22 protein-coding genes are annotated in these 25,884 nt (G+C 45.7%); 12 read left to right on the top strand and 10 right to left on the bottom strand.

The features are described 5' to 3' along the window. The 4 genes from ACFS25_RS24040 (at position 1) to ACFS25_RS24025 (ending at position 5,395) form a co-directional block, all read left to right on the top strand. Complete coding sequence (locus ACFS25_RS24040) at positions 1 to 1,911, top strand: DUF3857 domain-containing transglutaminase family protein (RefSeq protein WP_381506090.1); 1,911 nt, start codon at positions 1 to 3, stop codon at positions 1,909 to 1,911. 55 nt (positions 1,912 to 1,966) lie between these two features. Beyond that, positions 1,967 to 2,584, top strand: coding sequence for a hypothetical protein (locus ACFS25_RS24035; protein WP_381506088.1), 618 nt, complete (start codon positions 1,967 to 1,969; stop codon positions 2,582 to 2,584). A 110-nt stretch (positions 2,585 to 2,694) separates the two neighbouring features. Continuing rightward, on the top strand, positions 2,695 to 3,720 hold the full coding sequence (locus tag ACFS25_RS24030) for a DUF6807 domain-containing protein (protein ID WP_381506086.1): 1,026 nt from the start codon (positions 2,695 to 2,697) through the stop codon (positions 3,718 to 3,720). A gap of 94 nt (positions 3,721 to 3,814) precedes the next feature. Continuing rightward, a complete protein-coding gene (locus tag ACFS25_RS24025) occupies positions 3,815 to 5,395 on the top strand; it encodes a hypothetical protein (protein ID WP_381506084.1) in 1,581 nt (526 codons plus the stop codon). An 87-nt stretch (positions 5,396 to 5,482) separates the two neighbouring features. On the opposite strand, the gene ACFS25_RS24020 is transcribed toward ACFS25_RS24025, so the two are convergent. Continuing rightward, positions 5,483 to 5,878 (bottom strand): hypothetical protein, encoded by a 396-nt coding sequence (locus tag ACFS25_RS24020; protein ID WP_381506082.1) that lies wholly within the window; start codon positions 5,876 to 5,878, stop codon positions 5,483 to 5,485. A gap of 271 nt (positions 5,879 to 6,149) precedes the next feature. On the opposite strand from ACFS25_RS24020, the gene ACFS25_RS24015 reads away from it, so the two are divergent. Beyond that, on the top strand, positions 6,150 to 6,842 hold the full coding sequence (locus tag ACFS25_RS24015) for a type 1 glutamine amidotransferase domain-containing protein (protein ID WP_381506080.1): 693 nt from the start codon (positions 6,150 to 6,152) through the stop codon (positions 6,840 to 6,842). Between the two features lie 42 nt (positions 6,843 to 6,884). Here the strand turns inward: ACFS25_RS24015 and rfbC are convergent, their stop codons facing one another. Beyond that, complete coding sequence (rfbC, locus tag ACFS25_RS24010; RefSeq protein ID WP_381506078.1) at positions 6,885 to 7,430, bottom strand: dTDP-4-dehydrorhamnose 3,5-epimerase; 546 nt, start codon at positions 7,428 to 7,430, stop codon at positions 6,885 to 6,887. A gap of 113 nt (positions 7,431 to 7,543) precedes the next feature. Here rfbC and pyrF point away from each other — a divergent pair, with 113 nt between their 5' ends. Together pyrF and ACFS25_RS24000 are read left to right on the top strand one after the other, a co-directional pair. Continuing rightward, positions 7,544 to 8,368: an orotidine-5'-phosphate decarboxylase gene (gene pyrF / locus ACFS25_RS24005; protein WP_381506075.1), complete on the top strand. Its 825-nt coding sequence runs from the start codon at positions 7,544 to 7,546 to the stop codon at positions 8,366 to 8,368. Between the two features lie 111 nt (positions 8,369 to 8,479). Further along, positions 8,480 to 9,769 (top strand): DUF2851 family protein, encoded by a 1,290-nt coding sequence (locus tag ACFS25_RS24000; protein ID WP_381506073.1) that lies wholly within the window; start codon positions 8,480 to 8,482, stop codon positions 9,767 to 9,769. Positions 9,770 to 9,771: 2 nt separating this feature from the next. Here ACFS25_RS24000 and ACFS25_RS23995 read toward each other — a convergent pair whose 3' ends face one another. From ACFS25_RS23995 to ACFS25_RS23970, 6 genes are all read right to left on the bottom strand, one after another. Beyond that, complete coding sequence (locus tag ACFS25_RS23995) at positions 9,772 to 11,097, bottom strand: Gfo/Idh/MocA family protein (protein ID WP_381506071.1); 1,326 nt, start codon at positions 11,095 to 11,097, stop codon at positions 9,772 to 9,774. 85 nt (positions 11,098 to 11,182) lie between these two features. Continuing rightward, a complete protein-coding gene (locus ACFS25_RS23990) occupies positions 11,183 to 11,926 on the bottom strand; it encodes a 3-keto-disaccharide hydrolase (RefSeq protein WP_381506069.1) in 744 nt (247 codons plus the stop codon). 60 nt (positions 11,927 to 11,986) lie between these two features. Further along, positions 11,987 to 12,919, bottom strand: a complete 933-nt coding sequence (locus ACFS25_RS23985; RefSeq protein WP_381506067.1) for a sugar phosphate isomerase/epimerase family protein — start codon at positions 12,917 to 12,919, stop codon at positions 11,987 to 11,989. 165 nt (positions 12,920 to 13,084) lie between these two features. Further along, positions 13,085 to 14,797, bottom strand: a complete 1,713-nt coding sequence (locus tag ACFS25_RS23980) for a RagB/SusD family nutrient uptake outer membrane protein (protein WP_381506065.1) — start codon at positions 14,795 to 14,797, stop codon at positions 13,085 to 13,087. A gap of 96 nt (positions 14,798 to 14,893) precedes the next feature. After that, complete coding sequence (locus tag ACFS25_RS23975; protein WP_381506063.1) at positions 14,894 to 18,049, bottom strand: SusC/RagA family TonB-linked outer membrane protein; 3,156 nt, start codon at positions 18,047 to 18,049, stop codon at positions 14,894 to 14,896. Positions 18,050 to 18,077: 28 nt separating this feature from the next. Then, positions 18,078 to 18,866: a FecR family protein gene (locus ACFS25_RS23970; protein ID WP_381506061.1), complete on the bottom strand. Its 789-nt coding sequence runs from the start codon at positions 18,864 to 18,866 to the stop codon at positions 18,078 to 18,080. Positions 18,867 to 19,516: 650 nt separating this feature from the next. Between ACFS25_RS23970 and ACFS25_RS23965 the strand changes: the two genes are divergently transcribed. Further along, positions 19,517 to 20,251 (top strand): hypothetical protein, encoded by a 735-nt coding sequence (locus tag ACFS25_RS23965; RefSeq protein ID WP_381506058.1) that lies wholly within the window; start codon positions 19,517 to 19,519, stop codon positions 20,249 to 20,251. A gap of 43 nt (positions 20,252 to 20,294) precedes the next feature. Here the strand turns inward: ACFS25_RS23965 and ACFS25_RS23960 are convergent, their stop codons facing one another. Further along, positions 20,295 to 20,726, bottom strand: coding sequence for an OsmC family protein (locus ACFS25_RS23960; RefSeq protein ID WP_381506056.1), 432 nt, complete (start codon positions 20,724 to 20,726; stop codon positions 20,295 to 20,297). A gap of 203 nt (positions 20,727 to 20,929) precedes the next feature. Here ACFS25_RS23960 and ACFS25_RS23955 point away from each other — a divergent pair, with 203 nt between their 5' ends. From ACFS25_RS23955 to metK, 4 genes are all read left to right on the top strand, one after another. Then, complete coding sequence (locus tag ACFS25_RS23955) at positions 20,930 to 21,718, top strand: hypothetical protein (RefSeq protein WP_381506054.1); 789 nt, start codon at positions 20,930 to 20,932, stop codon at positions 21,716 to 21,718. A gap of 131 nt (positions 21,719 to 21,849) precedes the next feature. After that, positions 21,850 to 22,743: a lipoyl synthase gene (lipA, locus tag ACFS25_RS23950; RefSeq protein ID WP_381506052.1), complete on the top strand. Its 894-nt coding sequence runs from the start codon at positions 21,850 to 21,852 to the stop codon at positions 22,741 to 22,743. Between the two features lie 87 nt (positions 22,744 to 22,830). Then, complete coding sequence (locus ACFS25_RS23945) at positions 22,831 to 24,012, top strand: lycopene cyclase family protein (protein ID WP_381506050.1); 1,182 nt, start codon at positions 22,831 to 22,833, stop codon at positions 24,010 to 24,012. 85 nt (positions 24,013 to 24,097) lie between these two features. Then, positions 24,098 to 25,375 (top strand): methionine adenosyltransferase, encoded by a 1,278-nt coding sequence (gene metK, locus ACFS25_RS23940; protein WP_381506048.1) that lies wholly within the window; start codon positions 24,098 to 24,100, stop codon positions 25,373 to 25,375. Positions 25,376 to 25,453: 78 nt separating this feature from the next. Here metK and ACFS25_RS23935 read toward each other — a convergent pair whose 3' ends face one another. Next, on the bottom strand, positions 25,454 to 25,831 hold the full coding sequence (locus tag ACFS25_RS23935; protein WP_381506045.1) for an HPF/RaiA family ribosome-associated protein: 378 nt from the start codon (positions 25,829 to 25,831) through the stop codon (positions 25,454 to 25,456). Positions 25,832 to 25,884: the final 53 nt, after the last annotated feature.

Genomic DNA, 25,884 nt, shown 5'->3' with positions numbered 1-25,884 from the left:
ATGGAAAAACTTCTCTTTATGGCCCTGTTAATGAGTCAAACAGTGCTGGCTCAGGTTGAATACCAGTCCGAAGTACTATCGCCTATTCTAAAAGAAAATGCGCATGCTGTCGTTCGTCGGCACGAAACTACATTTACTGTAAAGTCGGTAGGGGAGGCCACTCAGCGTGTACGCAGTGTGATAACTGTGTTGGATGAGCAGGGCGACGATCATGCCAAAATGGTTGTAGGGTATGATAAGCTGTCGAAAGTGACCAATCTAGAAGGAGCGTTGTATGATGCCTCCGGTAAACTGATTAAAAAACTGAAGAAGGCAGACATTGAAGACTATAGCACCTACAGCGACTATAATCTCTTCGATGACAATCGGTATAAATCTGCTTCGTTCCCGAAACAGCCTACCTATCCATACACAGTTGAATTTCTTATTGAGACGACCGAGCGTAACCTGATGTTTTATCCAACATGGATGCCTCAGAATGAGGAGCATCTGTCTGTTGAACAGGCAGCATTTACGGTAATCATGCCCCTAAGTCTTGCCTTACGGTACAAGGAAATGAACATTCCGACCCCCGGAGTAGAGAAAACGGCTACTAATGGGACGAAAACATACGTCTGGAAACTCGCCAACTGTTCGGCTATAGAATTTGAACCTATGTCGCCCCCGGCACGGGAGCAGCTACCCGTCGTATATACAGCCCCGACAGATTTTGAAGTGCAGGAATATAAAGGAAAGCTTACGAGCTGGAATGATGTAGGCCGGTTTTATGATAGCCTGAACAACAATCGTGATCATATTCCCGACGATCTGCGTCAGCGGGTAATCAACTTGATAAAAGATGAAACGACTACCGCCGGGAAGGTTCGGAAACTCTACCGTTTTTTACAGGACCATACCCGTTATGTGAGTGTCCAGCTAGGTATTGGGGGTTGGCAGACAATAGAAGCCGAAAAGGTGGCTGCCAGTAAGTATGGTGATTGTAAAGCCCTGACTAACTATATGAAGGCATTGCTGAGAGCGGCTGGTGTGAACGCATACCCGGCGTTGGTGCGGGCTGGTGATAATGAGGCCGATATTTTGGCTGACTTCCCCAGTTTTCAGTTTAATCACATCATTCTGGGTGTACCCGATGGGCGAGATACACTCTTTTTAGAATGTACAAATGGGCATGGTCCGGCTGGCTATGTTGGTGATTTTACGGGAAACCGGCATGCACTTCTTATTTTACCTGATGGAAGTCGATTAATAAAAACACCCGCCTATCAGCCATCGGACAATCGCCAATGGCGACGTATTGCCGTCAACGTTACCGAGAAAGGCGACGCTACGGTTGAGGTTCAAACGCGTTATACTGGACTTCAACAAGATGATTATGCGAATGTAATTCATAGTATGAACCACGATGAACAACGTAGCTGGTTGCTCAAACGTATCCACATTCCTGCTTTTGAACTGAATACATTTGTTTACAATGAGCTATCAGGGTCCATTCCTGCTATTACGGAAACCCTTACCTTAGCTGTTCGTCAGTGGGCTACGGCTAGTGGTACACGACTATTTTTACCACTCAATCTGATGTCGGCGCTGTCATCAATAACACCACTGACACAACCGCGCAGGGCAGATGTTGACCTAACGACAAACTATGATTTTGAAGACAGTGATACAATTATGTATCAACTTCCGAAAGGATATACACCAGAGTATCGGATAGACCCATTAATGATAGAATCGAAATTTGGTCGATATACGGCACAATTGGCTATTGACGGTGACCAGATTACGTATATTCGTCATATAACAATGCATGGAGGACGGTTCCCGGCAGCAGTTTACACCCAATGGGTAGATTTTCGTAAAAAAATTGCTAAAGCTGATCGAACACAGATGGTGTTTATTAAGAATAACTAAACTAAACTCTTTGCCCTTTGTCAAACGTTTAAACTGAAACGATTTATAAGCAAATATGAAAAAAAGACTTATTCTATTATTGATAGCTCTGCCGTTGCTATTTAGCCAGTGTAGCGTCAATAAGCAGATTTCTCAGGCAAAAACTCTTGGCGATTGCCGGTATACAATTGCTTCAGCCGATAGTATTTATCTGGCGGGAGTGGATGTTCGACAGATGCGCAAAATGGAAGATATTAACCCAGCCCGATACCCCCGACTGGCGGCTGGTTTGCTAATGCGTAATGTGCCGCTGGATGCCCGTATAAATATTGACATTAGCAATCCAACCAACAAACTGGCTGGCATCAACCAGTTGGAATACCGGATTTTGCTGGCTGGACAGGAGTTGTTTAATGGTTTCCTGAACCAGCGTATTGAGGTGCAGCCCGGTGGCGGGAAAACGCGCGTTCCGATTCGTTTGAATACCAATGCCTACCAACTGCTTACAGATAGTAAAACCCGCGATGCATTTACTCAGTTGGTGCAGAACCTTTCTGGTGCGGCTGGCACCCAGCCTTCTAAACTGACTATTAAAATTAAACCGATGCTTGATTTGCTGGGTAAACAAGTTAACTATCCTGGTTATATCACTATTGATCAGGACGTGACGAATAAAATTTTGTTAGGTAACTAAGACGCTTTAGCATTTATACGTCTTTATTCAGTAGCATTCTGTTAGCCCCGGCTTTTTAGGCTGGGGCTATTTATTTTGAAGAAGCAGTTTATACGTTAACTAACTATCCAATGCGCTATTTCCTCTTTTCCTGTCTTTTTTTAGGCTCAACTCTGGCGATTCAGGCTCAGTCGAACCGAATTCAGCTTACCCATAATGAAGATCAAAAACGTGTCACAGTTACAGTAGATGGAAAACCCTTCACAGCTTATATCTATCCCGGTCCAACGGTTCTGAAGAAGCCTGTCTTGTATCCCATCCTCTCGGCGGGCGGCAATTTCATAACGCGTGGATGGCCGCTTGACCCACGTCCGGGCGAGCGAATTGACCACCCGCACCACGTTGGAATGTGGTTCAATTATGGCGATGTGAATGGTCATGATTTCTGGAATAACTCTATCGAAATCGGCCCGGAACATAAAGGACCATTCGGTACTATAGTCCACACGGGTGTAAAATCCATGAAAAGTGGCAAAGATCAGGCTGATCTAGTTGTTACCGCCGATTGGCTTGGTAAGGATGGTAAAGCTATGCTTCAGGAAACAACGACATACCAGTTTCGGGCGGGGGCAGACAATCGGATCATTGACCGCATTACAACCCTTAAAGCAGTTGGTAAAGAGGTCGTGTTCACTGATAACAAAGAAGGGTTGATTGCCCTACGTGTTGCCCGCCAACTCGAACAGCCGTCAACCAAGCCAGAGATGTTCACTGATGCGCAGGGGGTAGCTACAAAGGTGCCGGTGTTGGACAATGCTGGTGTAACGGGTCTCTATCATACCAGTGAAGGCGTAGAAGGCGATGCTGTTTGGGGTACTCGTGCCCAGTGGGTAAAACTCACCGGAACTCTTGGTAATGAAGCGGTGTCGGTGGTTTTAACCGATCACCCCAAAAACATTGGTTATCCAACTTACTGGCATGCAAGAGGATATGGTTTGTTTGCCGCAAATCCGCTGGCTCCGTCTATATTCAGTAACGGGAAGTCTCCCGCCCTGAACTACACTTTGCCTGTTGGCCAATCGGTTACGTTTCGTTATCGGTTGCTGATTCAATCGGGGAACTTGACGGATGTGGCTCTTAAACAGTTAATCAAATAACTTTATCAGCCAATTGGGTGCAACGTAAACTATCTGAATAGTTGGCATATTATTTGTAACATGGTAATCCAGTACACTAAACTGTACTGGATTTATGCTAAATACTACCTATTGTAACTATTTACAGTTGACAGGTATCTGCTTTGTTGCTTTCATTCTGGCTTCAGGCTTTCTATGTGCTCAACCCCGGATTTCACAAGCGCATTCATCACTCCGTCAAGGAGCAGATGGGCTGGAAACTATTGAAAATGGGCAAATTAAGGTGGGAATCAATACGAATTATGGCGGTGCCATAACTTACCTCGCCTTCCTGGACAGCCACGGTGACAGTGTTGGCACCACGAATATGGTTAATAACCCAGACCTCGGCCGTCAGATACAGATTGCCCTCTATAGTGGCCCAATTAGTTATCCAGGCTACCCCGGCCTCGGCTGGAATCCAATTCAGGCTGGCGATGCTTACTTAAATCCATCGCAGGTAATTGCTGTAGAAAAGCAGCAAAACCTGTTATATGCGAAGACGATCCCAAAACAGTTTGGTATTAATAATGAACCGGGCGAGGCCACTATTGAACACTGGATTCGCTTAGAGGGCAATGTAGTAAAAGTACATGCTAAAGTGGTTATGGCTCGTTCGGATAAAACGCAGTATGAAGCCCGACAACAGGAGTTTCCTTGCGTATATCTGAACGGTGATTATCACAATATGTGGTATTATAAAGGTGGTTCACCCTACACAAATGGCTCACTGGAACTTGCGCGCATACAACCTCCCAGCACAATGATGTTTGGGGATGTTTTTCCAACGGAATCCTGGATGGCCACTACCAATGAAAAAGGCTATGGGGTGGGTTTATTCGTTCAGGATAATTACGAATGGAAAAGAGGTTATTTTGGCAGTGATTTGAGTGGGGGTGAGTTCAGCACCGTAGCGTCCTATATTGCGGCTACAAACCGTGTTATATTAGACTATAATCTGGTTTATGAATGGGACTACGAATTGGTTTTGGGTAATTTAAATAAAATTCGTTCCTACATGTATTCTAAGCCCCGCTCATCGGCTGGGCCTAATTATCGGTTTGATACATCACGTAAGGGATGGTATTATCAAAAAGCGACTGACACCGGCTGGCCTATTCTGGGGAAACTTCATGTTAGCCTGAATGAATCAAGTAACAACAACCGAATCACTTCACCTTACGTCTTTTGGAAAGGGAGCAGTAACCCGAAAATTTATTTGCGTGCAGCCTTTCAAACCCAACATGATAAATTTCGACTAAAGTGGCGCCGGAGCGAAGACCAGACATTGTATGATATGGATGATCGATATGTGGATTTTCCAATTATCAACGATGGAAAGTTTCATACCTACGAAATAGACCTGAGCCACAACGATAACTGGTTGAATCACAACATTGGGCAGATTCAGTTCGGCACGGTTCCAGAGGGGCCAACGATTAATGGCTGGGCTAAGGTAGAATGGATTTCCTCTTCAGAAAACGGACCCGTTGAGCAGACAGTTACTGCACCTGTTGCTGCTTTGCCTAGTATTAGTACACCGATTGTCAATTTGCCGGTCGCCGTACAGGCTCCTGTCGCAGCTCCCTGCGAACCCGGTTGTGCGCCTGTTATCGTGAAGAAACTATATTACGTTCGCTCGAATCGAAAACGGTGAGCTACTCCCAGTTAAAAAACAAAAGCTGGTGACGATAGATATCGTCACCAGCTTTTGTTTTTTAGTCGGTATTTGTGCGTTTACAGGCTAATTTAAATGCACCAGTGCTGACCGATAGACGCGCCCTTCGAGCGATTCCACCCATAAACGTAGAATATTGTTTTCAGTGGTAGCCCGGCCAAGCTCGTTATCAATCTGCCGAAGTAAGAAAAACAGTTGGTGGACATGCATCCACTGATCTGCCAGCTGGCTATCATTCTGAAGATTTTGTCGTTGCTGACGAGCTTCCAGTGCTAGCTGACGTAGACTCATTTTGAGATGGTAGCGAAGTATTATCAGCCGGCTAGCCATTGGCAGTTCACTTTGACTACGTTCCATGTGCGAGATACTTTTCGCCAACATGTTGTTGCGTTGCTGAAGTTGATCGGATACAATCATCCAGGCATGTTCAGCCTGGAGAAAATTATATGTTACATTTCTCATAGCTATCAGTACAAATACGGTTTATAAACAAATATACTAATATGGCAACTTATTCAACTACTAAAAAACTTATTTTAGCAAATTTTTTTCTGAATATTCCTAGGTTTACCAATTATTTTATAAGTATAGTGTAGATTACTTTAACGAATAAAAAAGGGAAAATGTAGATATTCATCAACTCACTAACAGGTTGGGCTATATAGTTTGACGTTCGGAGTTTGAAGTTTGGCGTTAAACCTCGAACTTCAAACCCCGAACGTCACTCCTGCTTATGGACCCCATATACCGCGCGCTCATCGTTTGCACCAACCACACTGATTATCCGACAAAGTCCCATAAAACGGGATTGTGGTTGAGTGAAGCCACGCACTTCTACGATGAGTTGTCGGGTCGGAATTTACCTTACGATATTGCCAGTCCAACCGGCGGGACGGTGCCTATTGATGAAAAAAGTATTGATCGGCGTGATACCATTAACGAAAAATGGTACCATGATCCTACATTTCGTACTAAGCTCGAAAATTCGCTACTGGTAGATGATGTAAACCCGGCCAATTACCAGATTATTTATTTTACCGGTGGGCATGGTACGATGTGGGACTTCCCGAATAATCTGGTACTGCAGATGTTAACGCGGCAGATTTATGAAAAAGGAGGGATGGTAGCCGCTGTTTGCCACGGTGTCAGTGCTCTACTCAACGTAACCTTATCCGATGGCTCTCTGCTTATTGACAACCGTCAGGTAACTGGTTTTTCAAATATGGAAGAAAAACTTGTTCGCCTTGATGAGGAAGTACCGTTTCTACTCGAAGATGCGTTGCGGCAAAAAAACGCACTCTATAGCAAGAGTTTAATTCCCTTTCTGCCCTATATCGAAGTCGATGAACGGCTAGTAACGGGCCAAAACCCACTTTCGGCCAGGAAGGTTGGCCGAAAGGTGTTAGAAGAAATGTATGAGAAGTAATGAACGAGTATTGTCCTTAAACTACACTTGTTCACTACTTTACTAAACCACTGCCTGCGGAAATACTTCACGCAGGGGTTTCAATTCCTGATCTTTCTCGGAAACAATAGGGTTAGCGATACCCCAATTAATATTCAGGTCGGGGTCGTTCCAGATAATGCCTGATTCTGACGCTTTATGGTAGATATTGGTACATTTATAGCTAAACACACTGTCTTCCAAGGCTACAAATCCATGAGCAAATCCTTCTGGTATATAAGCCATGTTGGCTAGCTTAGCGTCCAGCAAAAATGTTTCATACTGTCCGAACGTGGGAGAGTCGGGCCGTAAATCAACCGCAACGTCCAGTACCTGACCACTCATAACACGCACCAGTTTACCTTGTGCAAACGGTTCATGTTGCATATGCAATCCTCGTAGAACACCCTTTACCGAAAACGACTGATTGTCCTGAACGAACTCCATCGGCAAGCCTAACGATACGAAAAGCGGCTTGTTATAGGACTCGAAGAAGTGGCCTCGCTCATCTTCAAATACGCGTGGAATTAATTCGATCAGGCCCTCAATGGCTGTTTTCCTAACTTGCATAATGGTGGTTGTTACGTAAACAAAATTGCTCTTACGGGCAAATTTATGAAACTGACACCGTAAGTCGTACTTTTGGGCAGAATCATTTTTAGCCTGTGATTCTATGTTTTAGCATGACATACTCAGAATTAAGCGAACAGATTTTTCAGAAACAATCATATTTGTGTGTTGGATTAGATACAGACTCTCGTAAACTTCCCCCGCATTTATTAACTGAAGCTGATCCAGTTTTTACGTTCAATAAAGCAATAATTGATGCAACTATAGATTTTGCCGTCGCGTATAAACCCAATATTGCTTTTTATGAAGCTCAGGGACCACGTGGTTGGGAAAGTTTGCAAAAAACACTGGACTATATCCCCAAAGATTGCTTCACGATTGCGGATGCTAAACGGGGCGATATTGGTAATACTTCGGATCTATACGCCCGCACGTTTTTCGACCCCACGGCTGCCGGATTAGCCTTCGATTCTGTTACGGTGGCACCCTACATGGGCCATGATTCGGTGATGCCTTTTCTGGCCTACAAAGGCAAATGGGTTATCCTGCTGGCATTGACATCAAACGTAGGCAGTGCCGATTTTCAACGTCAGATTATTGGTGATCAGGAGTTATTCGAAATGGTTATCGAAACCGCTAAAACGTGGGCCGGCCCCGATCAATTGATGTTTGTTGTAGGTGCGACACAGGCGAATGAGTTGAAACGAATTCGGGAACTGGCACCTGATAACTTTCTGCTCGTGCCGGGTGTTGGAACGCAGGGAGGTAGCCTAGCCGATGTATCCCGTTTGGGGTTAACAAAAACGGGTGGCTTATTAGTCAATGCATCAAGGAGTATTTTATATGCATCCGATGGAACAGATTTTGCTGACCGGGCACGGGCCGAAGCGAAGGCTTTGCAGCTAGAAATGGCGCATCACTTGGCAACTATTAGCTAGTAATTATCGGATAATTGTTACCAGTAAGCGGTAAACAAGTCTCATTTTAATTGATTGTTTTCCTACTAAATGATCACATAGAGTGTTACTCATTGCTGCAATCTGTCTCCTGTGTCTGAAGCCTTCCTGTATTTCATCTGGCAGTATCAGTATTTCTCGAAGAATAGCGTAAAAACTACTGATGGTGAGGCCATTCGGGTGCTGCATCCTGGCTTTCAAAATCATGATGCCGGGCCAGATTTTTCGAATGCCCGCTTAGTCATTAATGATGTAGAGTGGGTAGGTACGGTTGAGATGCATACCCGTACATCGCATTGGCTGGCTCACCGCCATCAGCATGATCGTGCTTACGACAATGTTATCTTACACGTTGTTTGGGAAGACGATCGCGCTGAAAATGGCCGGCGTGTGGATCGGGCCAATGGGACACCGTTGCCCACGCTCGAACTAAGTCCACTTACCGATTTTGCCTTACTGGATCGGTATCGAGTCCTTGCTGAATCGCCGGATAGCATTCCGTGTGCGGGGCAATTTAGGTCTGTGTCACCCCTACGAATAACGTCAATGCTCGACAGAGCAATGCTGCAACGGTTAGAGCGCAAGGCTGCGGGCGTTCAGGAAATGTTTAGGCAAACGGGTGGCGATTGGGAGGAGACTGCTTATCGGGTATTGGCGGTAAATATGGGATTTAAAATCAATGCCGATCCAATGGCTCAACTTAGTCGGGCTGTACCGCTAAAAGCGATTTTGAAACACCGCGATAGGTTACTGCAAGCTGAAGCCATGCTGTTCGGGACAGCTGGCTTATTGGCCATCGATGAGCCCGATGAGTATGTAATGGCTCTCCAGCGTGAGTACCGGTTCTTGTCAGCTAAATACATACTCGCCGAAAAACAGGTGATGGCTCATGCCTGGAAATGGGGACGTTTGCGTCCGGCTAATTTTCCAACGCTTCGGTTGGCTCAACTGGCTCGTTTATTAACGCACCATGCCAGCTTGTTTTCTCTTTTCGTGGGTACGACAGATGTTGAAAGACTATTGAAGTCGTTGCAACTATCCCCCTCAGACTATTGGCAGTCGCACTACCGGTTTGACAAACAGACAGAAAAATCAGTGCCAACGTTGGGCCAGAACTCGGCCGAAAACATTGTGATCAATACGGTAGTACCCTTACTGGCGGCTTACGCGCATCATAGCGGGCAACCCGCTTATATTGATCGGGCGATTGCTTTGCTAGAACAACTACCCCCCGAAAAAAACCGCCTGACCGATGGCTGGGATACCCTTGGACTGGGTATCCGCACAGCCTTCGATTCGCAGGCGGCTATTGAACTCTACAATGAGTTCTGCTCCGTTAAAAAATGTCTTAGTTGCCAAATTGGCGCAGCACTATTGAAATAGTATCAGCTTATCACCATATCCTGTTTCGTGGAATCCCATGTCACACGCTTGCCAGTATGTAAGGCCGTTGTGGCCATAATGTTGGCAACGGAGTGGTTGAAACCAACCCTAGCCGGTGCATTTGGCTCTTTGCGGCTACGAACACAGCCCATCCAGTTCAGCATGTGCAGCGATGTCATGGGATCACCACCCGTATTGGCAGAGGTTTCCATTTTGGCAACTTCGCCAAGTGACATTGCGGGCAGGAGATTCGCCTGCATGTTCATCTCTTTAGCGTATTTAGCTTCCAGACCACCATCGGGCGAAATTTTGTTCGTGTCGAGGTTAATCATGCCGCCATTCGAATAATAATATTCTTTTACACCACCCGCTTCGTTGTTCATCCGGGAGGAATACAGCACCTGGAAGCCTTTCGTTTTATCATTATCCGGGCCGTAATCAAATACCGCTGTAAAAGTATCTGCATTAACGCGACCATCTTTCCAGCTATACACACCACCGTTGGCAACTACCGAACGGGGGTGATCTAAACCGCTGAACCAGTGTACCGTATCAATCTGGTGCGACATCCATTGGCCGGGAATGCCTGACGAGTAGGGGTAGAATAACCGGAACTCAAGGTATTTTCGCGGATCCCAGGCCGTTTTCGGCCGGTTCAGTTGATAACGATCCCAGTCGGTATCTTCCTTACGGATTTCAGATACTAATTTAGGCCGACGCCAGCGACCGGGCTGGTTGACATTCCAGGTCATTTCGACCATGGTAATATCACCGAACTTACCCGACTTGATGAAGTCGTTGGCGGAGTGATAGTTAGGGGCTGACCGGCGTTGTGATCCGACCTGCACAATTTTTTTGGTGCTTTCAACCGCTTTAACCGCCTTGCGGGCGTCTTCCAGCGATTCGGCGAAAGGCTTTTCGCAGTAGGCATCGCGGCCCGACTCAACAGCGGCTACGCAGTGGAGCGCATGCTGGAAATCGGCGGTGCTGATGATTACGGCATCTACATCCTTCCGGTCGAGGAGTTCGTCGTTGTTGCGGGCTTTGAAGAACGAATCGTCGTTCCAGCCTTTTCCTTTCAAAAATTGTTCGGCTTCATCGCGACGACGGCTCCAGATGTCAGATACGCCTACGAAGGCAAAGTTTTGCGTTTTGGCGTGTTCCATGAACGCAGGGGCCAATGACGCCCGAAACCGATCGGAGAAACCAATGATACCCACCCGAACGCGGTCGTTTGAGCCGAGAATACGGGCGTAACTACCCGCCGAGATACTCAGGCCGAGACCAGCAAGGGTAGATTTTTTTATAAACTCACGACGATTTTCCATGTACGACAAGTCGTTAAATAGGAGATGATAGACAAGAGATAAAGACGCTTGACTTGAAAGTTTACTGACTGGTAGTCAGCTTGTTTTAAAGAGTTTTGATTTTAATGTTTCGGTACGATACGCGTTCGCCATGGTCCTGAAGTAGAATATGGCCTTTTGGCGCTTCACCAAAACGACCATTGGCATTATAGTCGGCGGCTTTGTACTTGCTCATGGCGACCAGCTCCCTGAATTTCTCGCTGCCCCGTTCGTACTCAACTACTTTTTTGCCGTTCAACCAGTGCTCAACATGCTTACCTTTTGAAACGACACGACCCGTATTCCACTCGCCTATGGGGTTAGCTTTCTTACTGCTTGCCGGAATCAAATCATATAATGACCCAACGGTACGGTTGCCATCGCGACCTAGTTTGGCATCGGGATGTTTGTCATCGTCCAGTACTTGAAACTCAAGCCCAAAGGCCGACCCTTTTGGCTTAGGACTCTGCTCAGCGACAAAATATTTCACGCCACTATTTGCTCCATCAGTTAGCCGGAAATCGAACATCAAATCGAAATCACTATATTCTTTGTCCGTAACAATATCACCAAAACTTTGCGATTCCGAACCGTCAGATTTTTGGATTGTCAGTAGCCCATCCGCAACAGTCCAGCCTTTGTCTGGAAACTTGTCTTTGTAAGCGCCCCGCCAGCCGTTGGTCGTTTTGCCATCGAACAGTAATTTCCATCCGTCTTTTTTTTCCTGTGCTGTAAGCGTATTTGGCGTTGATTGTTTTTCGGCAGCCATCAGGCTTACCAATAATAATCCAGAAATAAGTAGTTGCTTCATATCCTAATAATCGGGTAAAACACGCGTCGGCCAGGCACTGCGCTAACAGCCGGAACTCTTTTATAAGTTAATGTGAAGAGTTTTTGTAATGTACTCTTTATTGATTTGAGCGCACTGAGCAGCGGTTTTATCTTTCTCAGGTACGCCGTCTAATTCAACAATGCCCCAGCCCTGGAACTTGATATCGTCCAGCGCTTTGATCACTGCTGGAACGTCTACATTTCCCCGGCCCAGTTCGACGAACTTATAGGCTTTAGGATCATCTGGCTTATCGGGTAGGGGAGACATCGTATCTTTCAGGTGTAGCGCATACAAAATGTCTTTGTATTGTTTTACCGCTTTCTCGGGCTGACCTCCACCTTGCTTGTAGTGAGCAATATCGAGCAGTAGCTTCACGTATTTAGGATTCATGGCCTGCACAATCACATCCACTTCTTCGGGTGTTTCGCCGAGTTGACTCATGTGGTTATGGTAAGTGGCCTGAATGCCCATATCGGCAGTTTGCTTGCCAATTTCGTTCATCACCGTTGCTAAACGCTTCAACTCGTCGGTGGTGGGAAGTCGATCTTTGGGTCGGGCAGAGTTGGTCAATTGAATTGCCGAACCTCCAAGGGCCTTCACAAAACTGGCATGCGCTACGTGCATATCAATGGTACTCTGCTCTTTAGCCGGGTCAATCTCCACATTACCACTCGAAAACATAGCCAGTGTCAGGTGATGCTTTTCAAGTAATGCTTTCAATTCTGATGGTTTTGCCCGGTATGGTCCAAAGGTGTTGGCCCGAATTTGAATGCCATGATAACCCAGATTTGCCAGATCGGCAATTGCCTGAACATCGTTACCCCCCCAAGTGATTGACGAGTACGCGATGTTAAGCCCTGATTTTTTAGGCATAGTAGGACGGGCCGATAGTTGGTCGATACCAGCGGTAAGGGCCAAAGCTGACAAACCAGCCGTAGTGAGAAACTGTCGTCTGTTTACAGTCTCGTTCATAAGCGTAGTGGAGAAAATGATCAGTGCGAACTGACGATATGAGTACAGTTACTGATGATGAAATGAATTGGTTACAGGTAGAGAACTGATCGGATAAGGAGAGATTGGTCTTATTCTACTGAAAACAAAGAGCGAAAGAGTAGCCTACTCTTTCGCTCTTTAACCTTAATAACCCGGATTCTGTGCGAAGCCTGGACTACCATCGGCAGCTTTTTCGGTACGGTCAATTTGTGTTTGCGGAATGGGTCGAAGGTTGTGTGTCTCTTTTACGTTCACAGCCGCCTGAGGATTATATAGTTTAGTACGCTCCACCAGATTACCCCACCGTTTTAAATCCATCCACCGGATTTGTTCCCCCATCAGTTCACGGCCTCGTTCCTGATAAATCATTTCCATATCCATTGCTGCTGGTGTTATTTCCATGGCTGTCTCTTTGCCAGGCCAAGCGGCCCGACGACGTACTGTGTTGATGGCCGCAGTCGCTTCTGTCGTTTTTCCAAGCTTCAATTGTGCCTCGGCCAGGATCAGATAGGTCTCGGCTAATCGGAAGGCCAGAAAATCTCGGCTACCAGGCTCATACGTTTTGTCTGGCCGGAGAGGGTCGAAGAATTTTAGAAGTGGCAGGAATAAAGTTTCCGAGTAGGCACTCGGTACCAGAACCTGATACGGTTTTTTTGCCCGTTCAGCTAGCGTCATTTCGTAGCCAGGAATAAAAATGGCGGTGTCGCCAGCTTTGAACGTAACGGTTAATTTTGATTTATCAAAGGCCGTATTAAATGTACCTGGATTGTTGCTTAACCAAGTATCCCGAAACGACTTTTTATACCGCGAATCATTCACACGATCCTTAAAAACAGTTTCCAAAGCAAAGGTTGTCGGGCGTAAACGTCTGAAAGGCCGGTCATAGGCAATATCCCGAACCATACCAGCTTGCGTATCATACTGCATACCGAAGAGCAGGTGAAGGTTGTTACCCCCGGTATTACCCCCAGAACTGGCCAATGGAGCTGATGCGGCATTGGTCAGTGGATCAGATGTATACTGAACCGAGAAAACTACTTCATCATTAATTTCGCCTGCTCCCTGCGAAAACACACTCGCAAAATCAGGCAGCAATTTAAACCCGTAGTTGGCAATCACATTCTGAGCATAAGTAGCTGCTTTGGCATAATCGTCGGCTGCTTTCGCCGATGACGTTGCTTTTGTCAGGTATACACGAGCCAGAAGATGTTCCGCAGCCGCTTTAGTAGCACGGCCATAGTCCGACGATCTGGCTTTGTTCTCTAGATCGGGCAATGCCGATTCGAGATCAGCCAGAATAGCTTTATAAATATCGGCTTCAGTTGCCCGGCTGGTTTTCTTTGTAGGTCCCAGCGTTTCTGTCAATCGTAAATCTACACCACCCCACTGCTGTACCAGGATAAAGTAGTAGTGCGCGCGCAGAAACTTAACTTCAGCTACCCGCTGTTTTTTAAGAACGTCAGTAATGCCGGTTGCTGCCGGGGCTCGTCCGATAACTGCGTTGCATGTATTGATGCCTCGGTAAAGTTCTTCCCACACACCTTGTAGGATATCTACGAAACTATTTAGTTGGGTATCGTAGAAATGGAAGCCCTTGTAACTGCCGTCAGACCCGGTTGCGTACAAATCTGTACCGAACTCCGTCATAGTCAGTCCCTGTTGCGTTGCGTAGAAGCTTCGCAAAGGAGCATAAGATGCTCTTGTAGCATCTTCGAAGCCCTTTGGCGTATTGATGTAATCGTTTCCAATGGCGGAGATTACTTTTTCCTCCAGTATATTTTTGCAAGCCTGGCCGCTAAGCAAAAGCGTTATAAGGCCCAGAACACGGAATGATTTTGCTGTAACTATAAATTTCATGTTTTTGGAATCTAAGGGTTTGTATAAACACGGGACGTAATGGTGAGTCGCGGTTTTGATTTGCTTTTCCGCACAAAACGCCAATTATTTATGTGCCTAGAATTTAACATTTAAACCAAAGGTCGTTATCCGGGTAGCGGGTGTAACATTATTATTGATCGTGCCATCGGCTGTTTCCGGATCGACCCCGTTATACTTCGACCGGTACGTCGAGAAGATGAACGGCTGCTGAATACTGGTGAACAAACGCAACGATTGCATGCCTATCTTCTGGGTTATTTTGGATGAGAATGTGTACCCAAAATTGATATTACGAACTTTCACGAACGTACCATCGAAGTAAAACAAGGCTGAGTTATTGACAGGGAATTCCTGATTGTGGTTGGGCCGTGGGAATTCGTTGGTTGGATTATTGGGTGTCCAGTAATCCACTTTGATTTGCTGATACCGACCTGCCAATTGGTTATTGTCCCGGTGAAAGCCGCTCAGAATTGTTTGACCAAAGCGACCATATACGAAGAACGATAGATCGAACCCTTTGTAGGAGAATCGGTTTGTAATGCCAGCGCTGAACGTTGGGATATCCGAGCCCAAGAAGACCCGGTCATTAGCCGTAATTTTGCCGTCATTATCCGTATCCTGAATTTTAATTTGCCCGACACCACTTTGGTATGATTTAGCTGCATCGGCTTCACTTGTCTGCCAGATACCTGCTTTCTTATAATCAAAATAAGCGGTCAACGGTTTTCCGATAAACCACTTGTTGCCGAGGTCATCAACGGCACCATTATACAGCGAAACAATGGCTTCATTGTTTTTGGTAAAGGCAAAATCAGTTGTCCATTTAAAGCCACCTTTTGAATTTATGTTAACGGTCGATAAGCTTATTTCAATACCCCGGTTACGGGTTTCACCAACGTTCTTGGTTACGGCGTTAAAGCCAATAGATGTTGGCAATTGGTCGGACAGCAGCAGGTTAGTTGTGTTTGTTTGATAGAGTTCGATCGAACCGGCTACCCGACCTCGCCACAGACTAAAATCTACCCCGATATTTGATGACGTTGACGTTTCCCATTTCAAATCAGGATTGCCAATGGTACCAGGGCGATACCCATAAGCTGCCGTATTATTCCAGGCATAAACAGTCCGGCTTAGCAGCCCTTGCGTTTGATAAGGAACAACCCCCTGATTACCCACAGAACCCCGGCTTACGCGCAGTTTCAACTGATCAAGCCAGGAAACGCTTTTCAAGAATTCTTCATTGTTTATGTTCCAGGCCAGAGCAATACCTGGGAAGTTACCATACTTGAAATTTTCACCGAAACGGCTTGATCCATCTCGTCGAAGTGTTGCGGTTATCAGGTATTTATCCTTGTAATCATAATTGATCCGACCCATAAACGAATTAATCGTCCATTGAATCAGATTACTACCTACGCCCAACACCAAGCTGGCATTGCCCACATTATTATACTGTTGTGTTTCGGCGGGAACACCTTGTACAGAAAGATTACTGTATTGAAAATTATCCCGCTGAATGGATTGTAAAGCCGTTACGCCCAAATTGTGGTTGCCGAACGTCTTATTATATGTCAGGATGTTTTCCAGGGTGTAATTGAATCCAACTTGATTATTGTTAGACGCTGTTGGGTCACCCCCCTTGCGGTCGTTCGTTTGGGAGCCAGTAAAGCGTCCCGACTGTGATATAGAGAAATCCGGACCAAAAACAGCGCGGTATTTTAAGCCGTCTAAAATGTTGGCTTCTGCGTAAATACTGTTGAAGATGCGGTACTTTTTAATATTGTCTACCTGAGCACCGGGTACAATTTCTGCCAATGGATTCGTCAGCAGGGCGTCGTTGGTAGGAGAGAAGATGATGTTACCATTATCGTCGTAGGGCCTGCCAAGCGGGTTTTGCTGAAGCGTGAAGCCGTATGGATTAAGACCAGCTCCGTTCCGGACGCTATGCATCATATAGGAAGAAATGCCTACCTTAATTACCTTATTGATTTGATGGTCAATGTTGGCCCGGACTGAATAACGCGAGTAATCCAGGCCAGGATTAATGCCTTTGTCCTGAAAATAGCCTACGGAAATGTAGAACTGCGTTTTTTCATTACCGCCCTGAATACCAAGTGAGTGATTTTGCTGAAACCCCTGTCTAAGGATTAATGATTGATAATCGGTGTTTCTATTGGCGGCAATACCGGCGGCTACAGCAGGGTCTCCCCCTAAAGGCGAAACGTGGGCGTCTGCGTAAGCATCCGCTACACCTGTAGGAACAGGGTTTCCATTTGCGTCCTTATATTCATTGGTAGACCGGTAGGCTTCCCGTACATATTCAGCAAATTCTGGACCACTAAACAGGTGAACTTTATCCAGCGGATTCGTTACGCCCGCGTAGGCATCATAGCTAACAGTCGTTTTTCCGTTGTTGTTGCCCCGTTTGGTTGTTACCAGTACCACGCCATTTGCACCTCTGGCACCATAAATTGCCGTTGCTGTAGCGTCTTTTAGAATTTCCAGTGAGGCTACATCATTAGGGTTGAGATCTTCATATCCCCCCGTTACAAAATCGAATGGCCGGTTATTGCTCAGTTCGTTCCGATCGCCGGTGAGTGGAATTCCATCCACAACGTATAATGGATTATTGCCCGCATTGAAGGAGCGCCGACCCCGGATCCTTATGGTTGGTGTAGAGCCGGGCTTGCTGCCCGATTGAGCTACGTCGACCCCAGCTACCCTGCCCTGCATCGCCTGACCAATATTAGCAATAGGTTGCTCAGTAATCTGCCTTGGTGTAACTGATGAAATAGCCCCTGTTAACTGGCTCTTTCTCTGCGTTCCGTATCCGACAACGACGACTTCATTCAGGGCGCGGGTATCAGCTAAAATCGTTACGTCGATCGAAGAGCGGTTTCCTGCGGTAATCTCCTGCGAGATGAATCCAACTGATGAAAATACCAGAATAGCCTGACCATCTGGAATGGCGATCTGATACCGCCCCGAAGCATCGGTAGTTGTGCCTCGCGTAGACCCTTTAACTGCTACGTTTACACCGGGCAAAGCACTATTATCATCGGATGAGAGTACACGACCCGTAATGGTGCGATCCTGATTTAGCTTTACGCTGGCCGTTGCGGGGTGTAGTAGTGGCGCACTGAATGCTGGTTGACCAACTAGCACGAGTGCTGTTAGGCCAAGCAGAGGCAACCACGAGTATCGTGGTGGTTGGGTAATTGTCTTCTGCATAATAAATTAGATTAGATTGGGGCAATAATTAAGGTAAAGACTTCGCCGAACCGGTTGCCACCTCAATGGAGTCACCAGGCTTAAGGTGTATAGGATTTTGATGTTTCAAGAGTAAATTCACCTGCCCGGACGTTAAGGCCACACACGTACCTTTAAGCCGCTGCCGCACCTGAAACGTGGTGCCCACTGCTTCGATGGTGAGACCAGCCGTATGTACCCTGAACAGACGCGCTGACGAGGTATCATTCCGGTGGGTAATAGAAAAATCGGCTCCTCCTTTTAACCACACCGCCCGCGGAGTTTCGTCGTTCCACCGACGTGCATACCGAACCGTGCTGTTGGGATAAAGCGTCATACTTGAGTTGTCGGGTAACCGAATCTGGCGGGTTTGGTCGGCGTAGGTACTGATACTCCAAACCGATTGATTTGGTCCATATTGCATCCACAGCGCCCAGCCAATTAGTAGAACCACGCCAAGGGTTGCCAATACAGTCCTGATAAAATACCACCAGCCAACAACCGCCCGAACATCAGCTTGAAGAGGCCGCACGTCTTCCATAGTCTGGAGGGATTCACGAATACGCCCCCATACAGTCGAAATCTCATCGGATGATAAGTTGGGTAGAGCAGGGTGACTCCCGGTACGGACAAGCTCACAGGCTATCTCAACAGTTTCTTCCTGATGCGGGTGGTTAACTAGCCATATCTGCCAATACGATGCTACCTCTTCGTCATTGGGGTATTTCACCCAACGCACAAACAGGTCGTCAAGGGCAAGCTCCTCAGCGCTGTAGACAGAATATGACTTTTGAGACACGGTATATGACTGTTTCGTTTAATCCAAAGCGTCAGGAATAGGGGTTTCTACTTATTCTTAAGTAGTGATTGCTATCGAGAGATAAACTTCGTAGTCTAATAAGGTATAATTATGGACTATTTAATGATGGAACAAATTTATACATGGCTGATAATGCCAGAAAATCAATAGCCGATTTTAGAAAATATTAGGTAGATGAGGGGGTGCAACCTTTTTTGTGAAAAAAAATTACTTAAATCTATTCTTTAATAGAAGTACTAGAAGATTTTTTTGTAAAAAAATATAGTCAAGTTAATACAGTATATAGTAGTAAAAGTAGTAGTAATTAAAAAAATTAATTAACTGAATTTGTATTTAACTTATATTAACGCAACTCATAGATGATCATTTTTAGGTTATATGTCAACGTGAGGATGGGTTGCTTTTTTACTGATAACTGATGGTTCAAAGGGCATTTCTGCCGAACAAGTTTCCAGTTTGTACTGAGTTGTGTGTTTCACAAACCGGTGTCTGAGGTGCCTGCTTTAACTATTGTTGCCTTTACCGGTTATATTATCATCTGTATGATAAAAAAAAACATAAATCAAATTCGGCGAATGTATCAACCGTGCTTCTTACGGCTAATAGGAATAGTACTTCTACTGACACAATTGTGTTGGTCAGGGTTTGCAAAAACAACACAGCAGACGTCGTTTAAACTAGTCGACACAACGCAGACTCAAGAAACCCAACCTAAATCATTAACATTTACGGCGTCAACCGATCAGCGATTTTTCTTTTTTAATGACACTCGCACCCCTGATAATCGTCGGTACGCGGTGAGTGTGTATGGTTTAAGAGCTGGCTTTTTATTCCCCGCCCGTCATGATAGACCGGCTCTTCAAGGTGGGCGATCAGCCAGTTTTAAAGCAGGAGCGGGATTTTATTTCTTGAATCAACATCTCGATCGTCCTGGGATATTACCCAACACGTCGGAGTCTGTTACTCGCCGTTTGCGTATGGCTACCGTCTATTATGAGCGTTTTTTACTGCGTCGAAAATCGTTTGAAGTGAGTATGCCAATTGAGTTTGGCTATGGTCATTCTCGCTACGAAATTAATAATGATCAGGTTGGCAGCCATGAGGTAGCCCGAGGGGTTTTTCTGCCCTTGGGTGTGGGTGTATCGGCAGCCTATCAGTTTCCAACTTTACGCTGGTTTAGACCGTTACACTGGTTCGGTCTAAACATACTGACAGGCTACCGATTTATTCTTAAAAAAGATATTGCCGAAAGTGGAATCAACTATACCGGTTTATACCTGTCGGTTGGGCCATCATTTTTCCTGGAAAACCTGACCGCTGATATAAAGTATTGGCGCCAAAAGCGGAAAAAGAAGCGACAATAGCGTGTCTGACTACACTATTTACCACTGCTCAACACCTAGATTATTAGGGAATAAGGACGCTTTCTTCCCACCGAATGCTTACAACCTGCTCAATATCGGGATGCAGGCTAATGGCTACCGGACAGGTGTGGGCAATTTTTTCCAGTCGGGCACGAGTTTCATCATCAGGCATATTTTCTGCGTGGAGTGTTAGATCAATGTCAATACGGGCGATGCGCCGGGGTGGTTGAGTTGTCATGATCTTTGTAACATCTAACTTGCTGCCTTTCAGTTCGATACCATCACGCTTAGCAAAAATAGCAATTGTTGTAATAATGCATGTACCAAGAGCATTGGCAACCAGATCAGTTGGTGAAAATGCCTCACCCCGGCCCTGGTTATCGGTAGGGGCATCTGTATTGATATGGGTGCCAGACTGCAAATGGGCGCAATCGGTACGTAACTCGCCAAGGTAGTCAATGTGAATCGTTGCCATAGGGAAATTGAAAGTTAGTTGGTAGTCAATAAGTCTTCCGGTTCGTATACGATATACTACCGGGAAACGTTAGATATTGCTTCTTGTTTACTTCTTGCTGTTGAGGTTAAACATATAAATAATGGAGTAGTTACGCTAATAGTTAAGTCTTATTTTGTGAACACGAGCAAAAAATAGTATTTTTATTTCAGGATTCTACGACAATGAGAACAATATACGGATTACTTGGGCTTGTGCTAAGCACCTGGCTTTTATCGAGTCAGATCGCTACGGCTCAAAAATCTGATGCCGAAGACGATAATAACTATTCGACCATAACTACGTTTGGCCTTACGACAAACACAAATTCTGGTATCGTTGGCGGTTTCTCATTTCGACAGTCTAAACAATTGTCTACTTCATTCTTTGGCTTACCTCAATACCGCTATCTGAGTATTGAGGTAGTCAATGTAAAACACCCTAAAGAACTTCGGTCATCCATCAATAATGTTGGCTCAGGCTACCTTGATGGTAAAGAAAACTATTTGTTTGTTTTGCGCCCCCAATATGGCCGTGAGGTGAAGTTGTTTCAGCGTAGCGCCGATGAAGGTATTGCCATCAGTGCTATTCTGGCGGCTGGCCCGTCGCTGGGGATTATTAAGCCTTATTATCTTGAAGTTGCTTATGGAAACCAAACCCGTACCGTACCGGCCTCGCAGGTAAATGGGTTCGCTACATCGTCTGGAGAGACAGTTACCGGGGCTGGTGGGTTTTTTCAGGGTATTGGTGAGTCGAAGCTGACAGTGGGGTTGAACGTAAAAGCTGCGCTGAGTTTTGAACTAAGTGCTTTCAGAAACAATACAACAGGCGTTGAAATTGGTTTTCTGGCCGAAGCCTTCCCCAACAAAATCGTTATTATCCCCAATACAGATCCTGCTGGCAAACGCGAAGATGGTAATCGTAGTTTCTTCACATCAGGCTACATCACCCTGTTTTTTGGGAGCAAGAAATAAAAATCAGCCAGCATTAAGTAAAGTGTAAAAACCTATAGCATAGGCTACTCGTAACGCTTTGCCATGCAGTATGCCCGTACCGTGAACTTTACAGCCGAAAAACGAATTTTGCTGGAAAGGATTGAGGTGATATGATTGAACTACCTGTAATACCCTCCGAACAACAACGTAACCGGGCAGGCGTCCCGAAACGTCCCGATTGGCTGCGTGTGAAATTACCCATCGGTCCCGAGTATGCCAAAGTTCGTAAGTTGGTGGATGAGCATAAGCTCCACACTATTTGCGAGAGTGGAAACTGCCCAAATATGGGTGAGTGCTGGGGAGCGGGTACGGCTACGTTTATGATTCTGGGAAATATCTGTACACGAAGTTGCTCGTTTTGTGCGGTTGCAACGGGCCGCCCTAATGAATATGACACCGACGAGCCCCGGCGTGTAGCCGAAGCTATTGTGCTAATGAAGGTTAAACACGCGGTCCTTACATCTGTAAATCGCGATGAATTGAAAGACCGGGGAGCCGAAATATGGTACCAAACTGTGCGGCTTATTAAAGAAGCTTCTCCTACAACAACCATTGAAACGCTGATTCCTGATACGAAAGGAAACTGGGAAGCCCTTGAGCGCATGATTTCGGCTGGTCAGGAGGTTGTTTCGCATAATGTGGAAACTGTCGAACGTCTCTACCGGCGCGTTCGGCCACAGGCTCGTTATGCCCGAAGTCTGGAACAGATTCGTCGGACGAAGGATTATGGTCAGCGGACGAAGTCAGGTATTATGCTCGGCTTGGGCGAAACCTACGATGAAATCGTTAAAGCAATGGATGATTTAGTGGTAAATGGACTAGACATATTAACGCTGGGTCAGTACCTCCAACCGACCAAAATGCACCACGAAGTGATTGAGTGGATTCATCCCGAAACGTTTGCCAAATACCGTGAAGAAGGTCTGAAACGAGGGCTGAAGTATGTCGAGTCCGGTCCGCTAGTCCGGTCAAGTTATCATGCTGAGAAACACGTGAATGTTTAATTTTACTACGCTTTTGTAAACAATTAAGCGTATTCGATACTTAAAGGAGAGAGTCCGGGCCGAGGGTTCGGACTTTTTCTTTGCCGCATGAAAAAATATGACTTCATCATTGCTGGAGGAGGCATGGCAGGGTTGAGTCTGGCGTATTACTTTACCCAATCTCCACTGCGCGACCGAAGCATTCTAATTTTAGACCGTGATCCCAAAACTACTAATGATCGAACGTGGTGTTTCTGGGAACGGAACAAAGAATCATCCGGCCGTGGGCTGAATGATGCAAAACCATTTGAGTCTATCCTTTTTCGTTCCTGGAGCAGAGTCAGTTTCCACGGAACTACGTATGCTGATTCGCTCGATATGGGGCATTATCAGTACAAGATGTTGCGGGGAATTGATTTTTATGATTTCGTGCATTGTGAACTGGCGAAACACCCAACTATAGAACGAAAGCAGGCAACTATTAACCGAATTAAAGATACACCACAAGGGGGATTCGTAATTGCCGACGATGAACCGTACATCGCTGATTATGTGTTTGATAGTACATTTTTACTTAAACTGGATCAGCCCGAAAACCATAATTTACTTCAACATTTCAAGGGTTGGGTTATTACGACTGAGAAGGCCTGTTTTAACCCCGAACAGCCCGAAATCATGGATTTCCGGGTAAATCAATGTGGCGATTGCCGATTTGTGTATGTACTGCCGTTTGATGAAAAAACGGCTTTAGTTGAATTTACCCTTTTTAACGGAAAACTCCTGTCCGACGCCGAATACGACTCTGAACTTCATCAATACATCAGTTGTTTTTTAGAAACAGGCGGCTACAAAGTCAGCGAAACTGAATATGGAGTTATCCCGATGTCCGATGAATCGACTCAGGAGAATCCGTCTGAACACATCGTCAGAATTGGCACATCAGGCGGCTATACCAAAGCCTCAACGGGTTACACTTTTCAACGGACGCAGCGATATTTACAGAGTATTGTCCAAAATCTGATTCAAACGGGCAAACCTTTACGCTCTACGCCGTGGTTCAAAAAGCGATTCAAGCTTTACGATAGCATCTTTCTGAACGTTCTGGAAAAGCATCGTCATCCGGCAGACGATATTTTCACGAGAGTTTATACCAAAAACCCCCGGCGCGTCTTTAAATTTTTGGACGAAGACACGCGCTTTGTCGATGAATTACGGTTGTTTGCCACTATGCCATTTGCGCCCTTTCTACGGGCTTTTTTGGATGTCCTACGCAAAAAGATAGCTGGTTGATACGCGCCTGATTCTGCTTATAACTTGCCCCCTGTTCAGAAACTTGTAGCTTTGCGGTTTCAAACTATGTTATATAGATAGAGTAATGCCTTATCTCTTCACTTCCGAGTCTGTTTCCGAGGGACACCCCGATAAAGTTGCCGACCAAATTTCCGATGCTTTAATTGATAATTTTCTGGCATTTGACCCAGAAAGTAAAGTCGCCTGCGAAACACTCGTTACGACAGGTCAGGTAGTGTTGGCTGGTGAAATCAAGACCGATACCTATCTTGACGTTCAGAAAATTACGCGCGAGGTGATCCGTAGAATCGGTTACACGAAGAGCGAGTACATGTTTGAGGCCAATTCGTGTGGCATTTTCTCGGCTCTTCATGATCAATCAGCAGATATTAATCAAGGTGTTGACCGCAAGGTTGAAAACCAGGATTTTGAAACAAGAGCGAATGCTCAGGGTGCGGGCGATCAGGGCATGATGTTTGGGTATGCTACCAACGAAACGGACAATTATATGCCGTTGCCGCTGGATTTGGCCCATGCCATTCTCCGCGAGATGTCGCAAATTCGTAATAACGAAATCGAGCTGATGCCGTATCTACGGCCTGATGCCAAATCGCAGGTGACGATTGAATATTCTGACGATGATCAGCCTATTCGTATTGATACCATTGTGGTTTCGACTCAGCACGATGATTTCGCCGATGACGAAACGATGTTGAAAAAAATCAAAGAAGACATTATCAACATCGTGCTTCCCCGCGTAAAAGCCGGACAGAAAGCTGAGCTTCGTGGTTTATTCACCGACAATATCACGTACTATATCAACCCAACGGGTAAGTTCGTAATTGGTGGTCCTCATGGCGATACCGGTTTGACAGGACGCAAAATTATTGTTGATACCTACGGTGGCAAGGGTGCTCACGGTGGTGGTGCTTTCTCGGGTAAAGACCCGTCGAAAGTGGATCGGTCTGGCGCGTATGCCACTCGCCATATTGCTAAAAATTTAGTAGCTGCCGGTCTCTGCGACCAGGTGCTGGTGCAGGTTTCCTATGCCATTGGTGTTGCTAAGCCTTGTGGCTTGTATGTAAATACGTACGGTACATCTAAAGTAGACATGCATGATGGAGTCATCGCAGAAAAAGTTGCTGAACTTTTCGATATGCGCCCCTATGCAATTGAGCAACGGCTCAAACTACGTAATCCAATCTATTCCGAAACAGCCGCTTATGGACACATGGGCCGCAAGAACGAGATTGTAAAGAAGACCTTTGGCTCGAACGGAAATACTATCGAGCTTGAAGTAGAATTGTTTACGTGGGAAAAACTGGATTTTGTTGATAAAGTAAAAGCTGCATTTGGGCTGTAATTCATTTTCAGAGATATAAAAGCATTGAAGGCCACTCCTGATGGAGTGGCCTTCAATGCTTTTACAGCGTCACATTAGTTATAACTCATCGGTCTCATAGACCTCATCTTCTGCTTCTACCTGCGATTGCGCTTCCATAATAGCTGGACTCGAAATGTCATTACGTTTTTGCTTGAACCGAACAAGCTTATCTTTCAGTACATCCAGCACACGATCGGTTGCGCTCTCGAAACTCTTGTCATGTTCTTTTACGAATAATTCCTTACCGGGCAGCATCAGTCGTACTTCGACTATCTTCTCCTTAACCTTGTTAGAGTCTGCTCCCTCTAATCTTAAAAACACTTCCCCACTAATAATCCGGTCATGGAAGGTGTCTAACTTATCAAGTTTCGCCTGGATGAAATCTAACAGGCTTTGATCGGCCGTGAACTTAACGGCATGCATTTGTAGTCTCATTGTGTCGCTTTTAAGGTGAATTGATCAGAACATCAATGGTTAGACTAAGTTTG

The organism is Spirosoma flavum, from assembly GCF_042686045.1.
Lineage (GTDB): Bacteria > Bacteroidota > Bacteroidia > Cytophagales > Spirosomataceae > Spirosoma > Spirosoma flavum.
The sequence above is the reverse complement of the archived record's forward strand: the minus strand, read 5'-3'. Positions and strand labels throughout refer to the sequence as shown.

Excerpts from the sequence above, each read along its gene's own strand:
- ACFS25_RS23935 (WP_381506045.1), bottom strand. The coding sequence starts at position 25,831 with ATGAGACTACAAATGCATGCCGTTAAGTTCACGGCCGATCAAAGCCTG.
- ACFS25_RS23985 (WP_381506067.1), bottom strand. The coding sequence starts at position 12,919 with ATGAACGAGACTGTAAACAGACGACAGTTTCTCACTACGGCTGGTTTG.
- ACFS25_RS23975 (WP_381506063.1), bottom strand. The coding sequence starts at position 18,049 with ATGCAGAAGACAATTACCCAACCACCACGATACTCGTGGTTGCCTCTG.
- rfbC (WP_381506078.1), bottom strand. The coding sequence starts at position 7,430 with ATGCAAGTTAGGAAAACAGCCATTGAGGGCCTGATCGAATTAATTCCA.
- ACFS25_RS23955 (WP_381506054.1), top strand. The coding sequence starts at position 20,930 with ATGAGAACAATATACGGATTACTTGGGCTTGTGCTAAGCACCTGGCTT.
- ACFS25_RS24035 (WP_381506088.1), top strand. The coding sequence starts at position 1,967 with ATGAAAAAAAGACTTATTCTATTATTGATAGCTCTGCCGTTGCTATTT.
- ACFS25_RS23995 (WP_381506071.1), bottom strand. The coding sequence starts at position 11,097 with ATGGAAAATCGTCGTGAGTTTATAAAAAAATCTACCCTTGCTGGTCTC.
- ACFS25_RS24015 (WP_381506080.1), top strand. The coding sequence starts at position 6,150 with ATGGACCCCATATACCGCGCGCTCATCGTTTGCACCAACCACACTGAT.
- metK (WP_381506048.1), top strand. The coding sequence starts at position 24,098 with ATGCCTTATCTCTTCACTTCCGAGTCTGTTTCCGAGGGACACCCCGAT.
- ACFS25_RS24030 (WP_381506086.1), top strand. The coding sequence starts at position 2,695 with ATGCGCTATTTCCTCTTTTCCTGTCTTTTTTTAGGCTCAACTCTGGCG.
- ACFS25_RS24025 (WP_381506084.1), top strand. The coding sequence starts at position 3,815 with ATGCTAAATACTACCTATTGTAACTATTTACAGTTGACAGGTATCTGC.
- ACFS25_RS23945 (WP_381506050.1), top strand. The coding sequence starts at position 22,831 with ATGAAAAAATATGACTTCATCATTGCTGGAGGAGGCATGGCAGGGTTG.
- pyrF (WP_381506075.1), top strand. The coding sequence starts at position 7,544 with ATGACATACTCAGAATTAAGCGAACAGATTTTTCAGAAACAATCATAT.
- ACFS25_RS23980 (WP_381506065.1), bottom strand. The coding sequence starts at position 14,797 with ATGAAATTTATAGTTACAGCAAAATCATTCCGTGTTCTGGGCCTTATA.
- ACFS25_RS23990 (WP_381506069.1), bottom strand. The coding sequence starts at position 11,926 with ATGAAGCAACTACTTATTTCTGGATTATTATTGGTAAGCCTGATGGCT.
- ACFS25_RS24020 (WP_381506082.1), bottom strand. The coding sequence starts at position 5,878 with ATGAGAAATGTAACATATAATTTTCTCCAGGCTGAACATGCCTGGATG.
- ACFS25_RS23960 (WP_381506056.1), bottom strand. The coding sequence starts at position 20,726 with ATGGCAACGATTCACATTGACTACCTTGGCGAGTTACGTACCGATTGC.
- lipA (WP_381506052.1), top strand. The coding sequence starts at position 21,850 with ATGATTGAACTACCTGTAATACCCTCCGAACAACAACGTAACCGGGCA.
- ACFS25_RS24040 (WP_381506090.1), top strand. The coding sequence starts at position 1 with ATGGAAAAACTTCTCTTTATGGCCCTGTTAATGAGTCAAACAGTGCTG.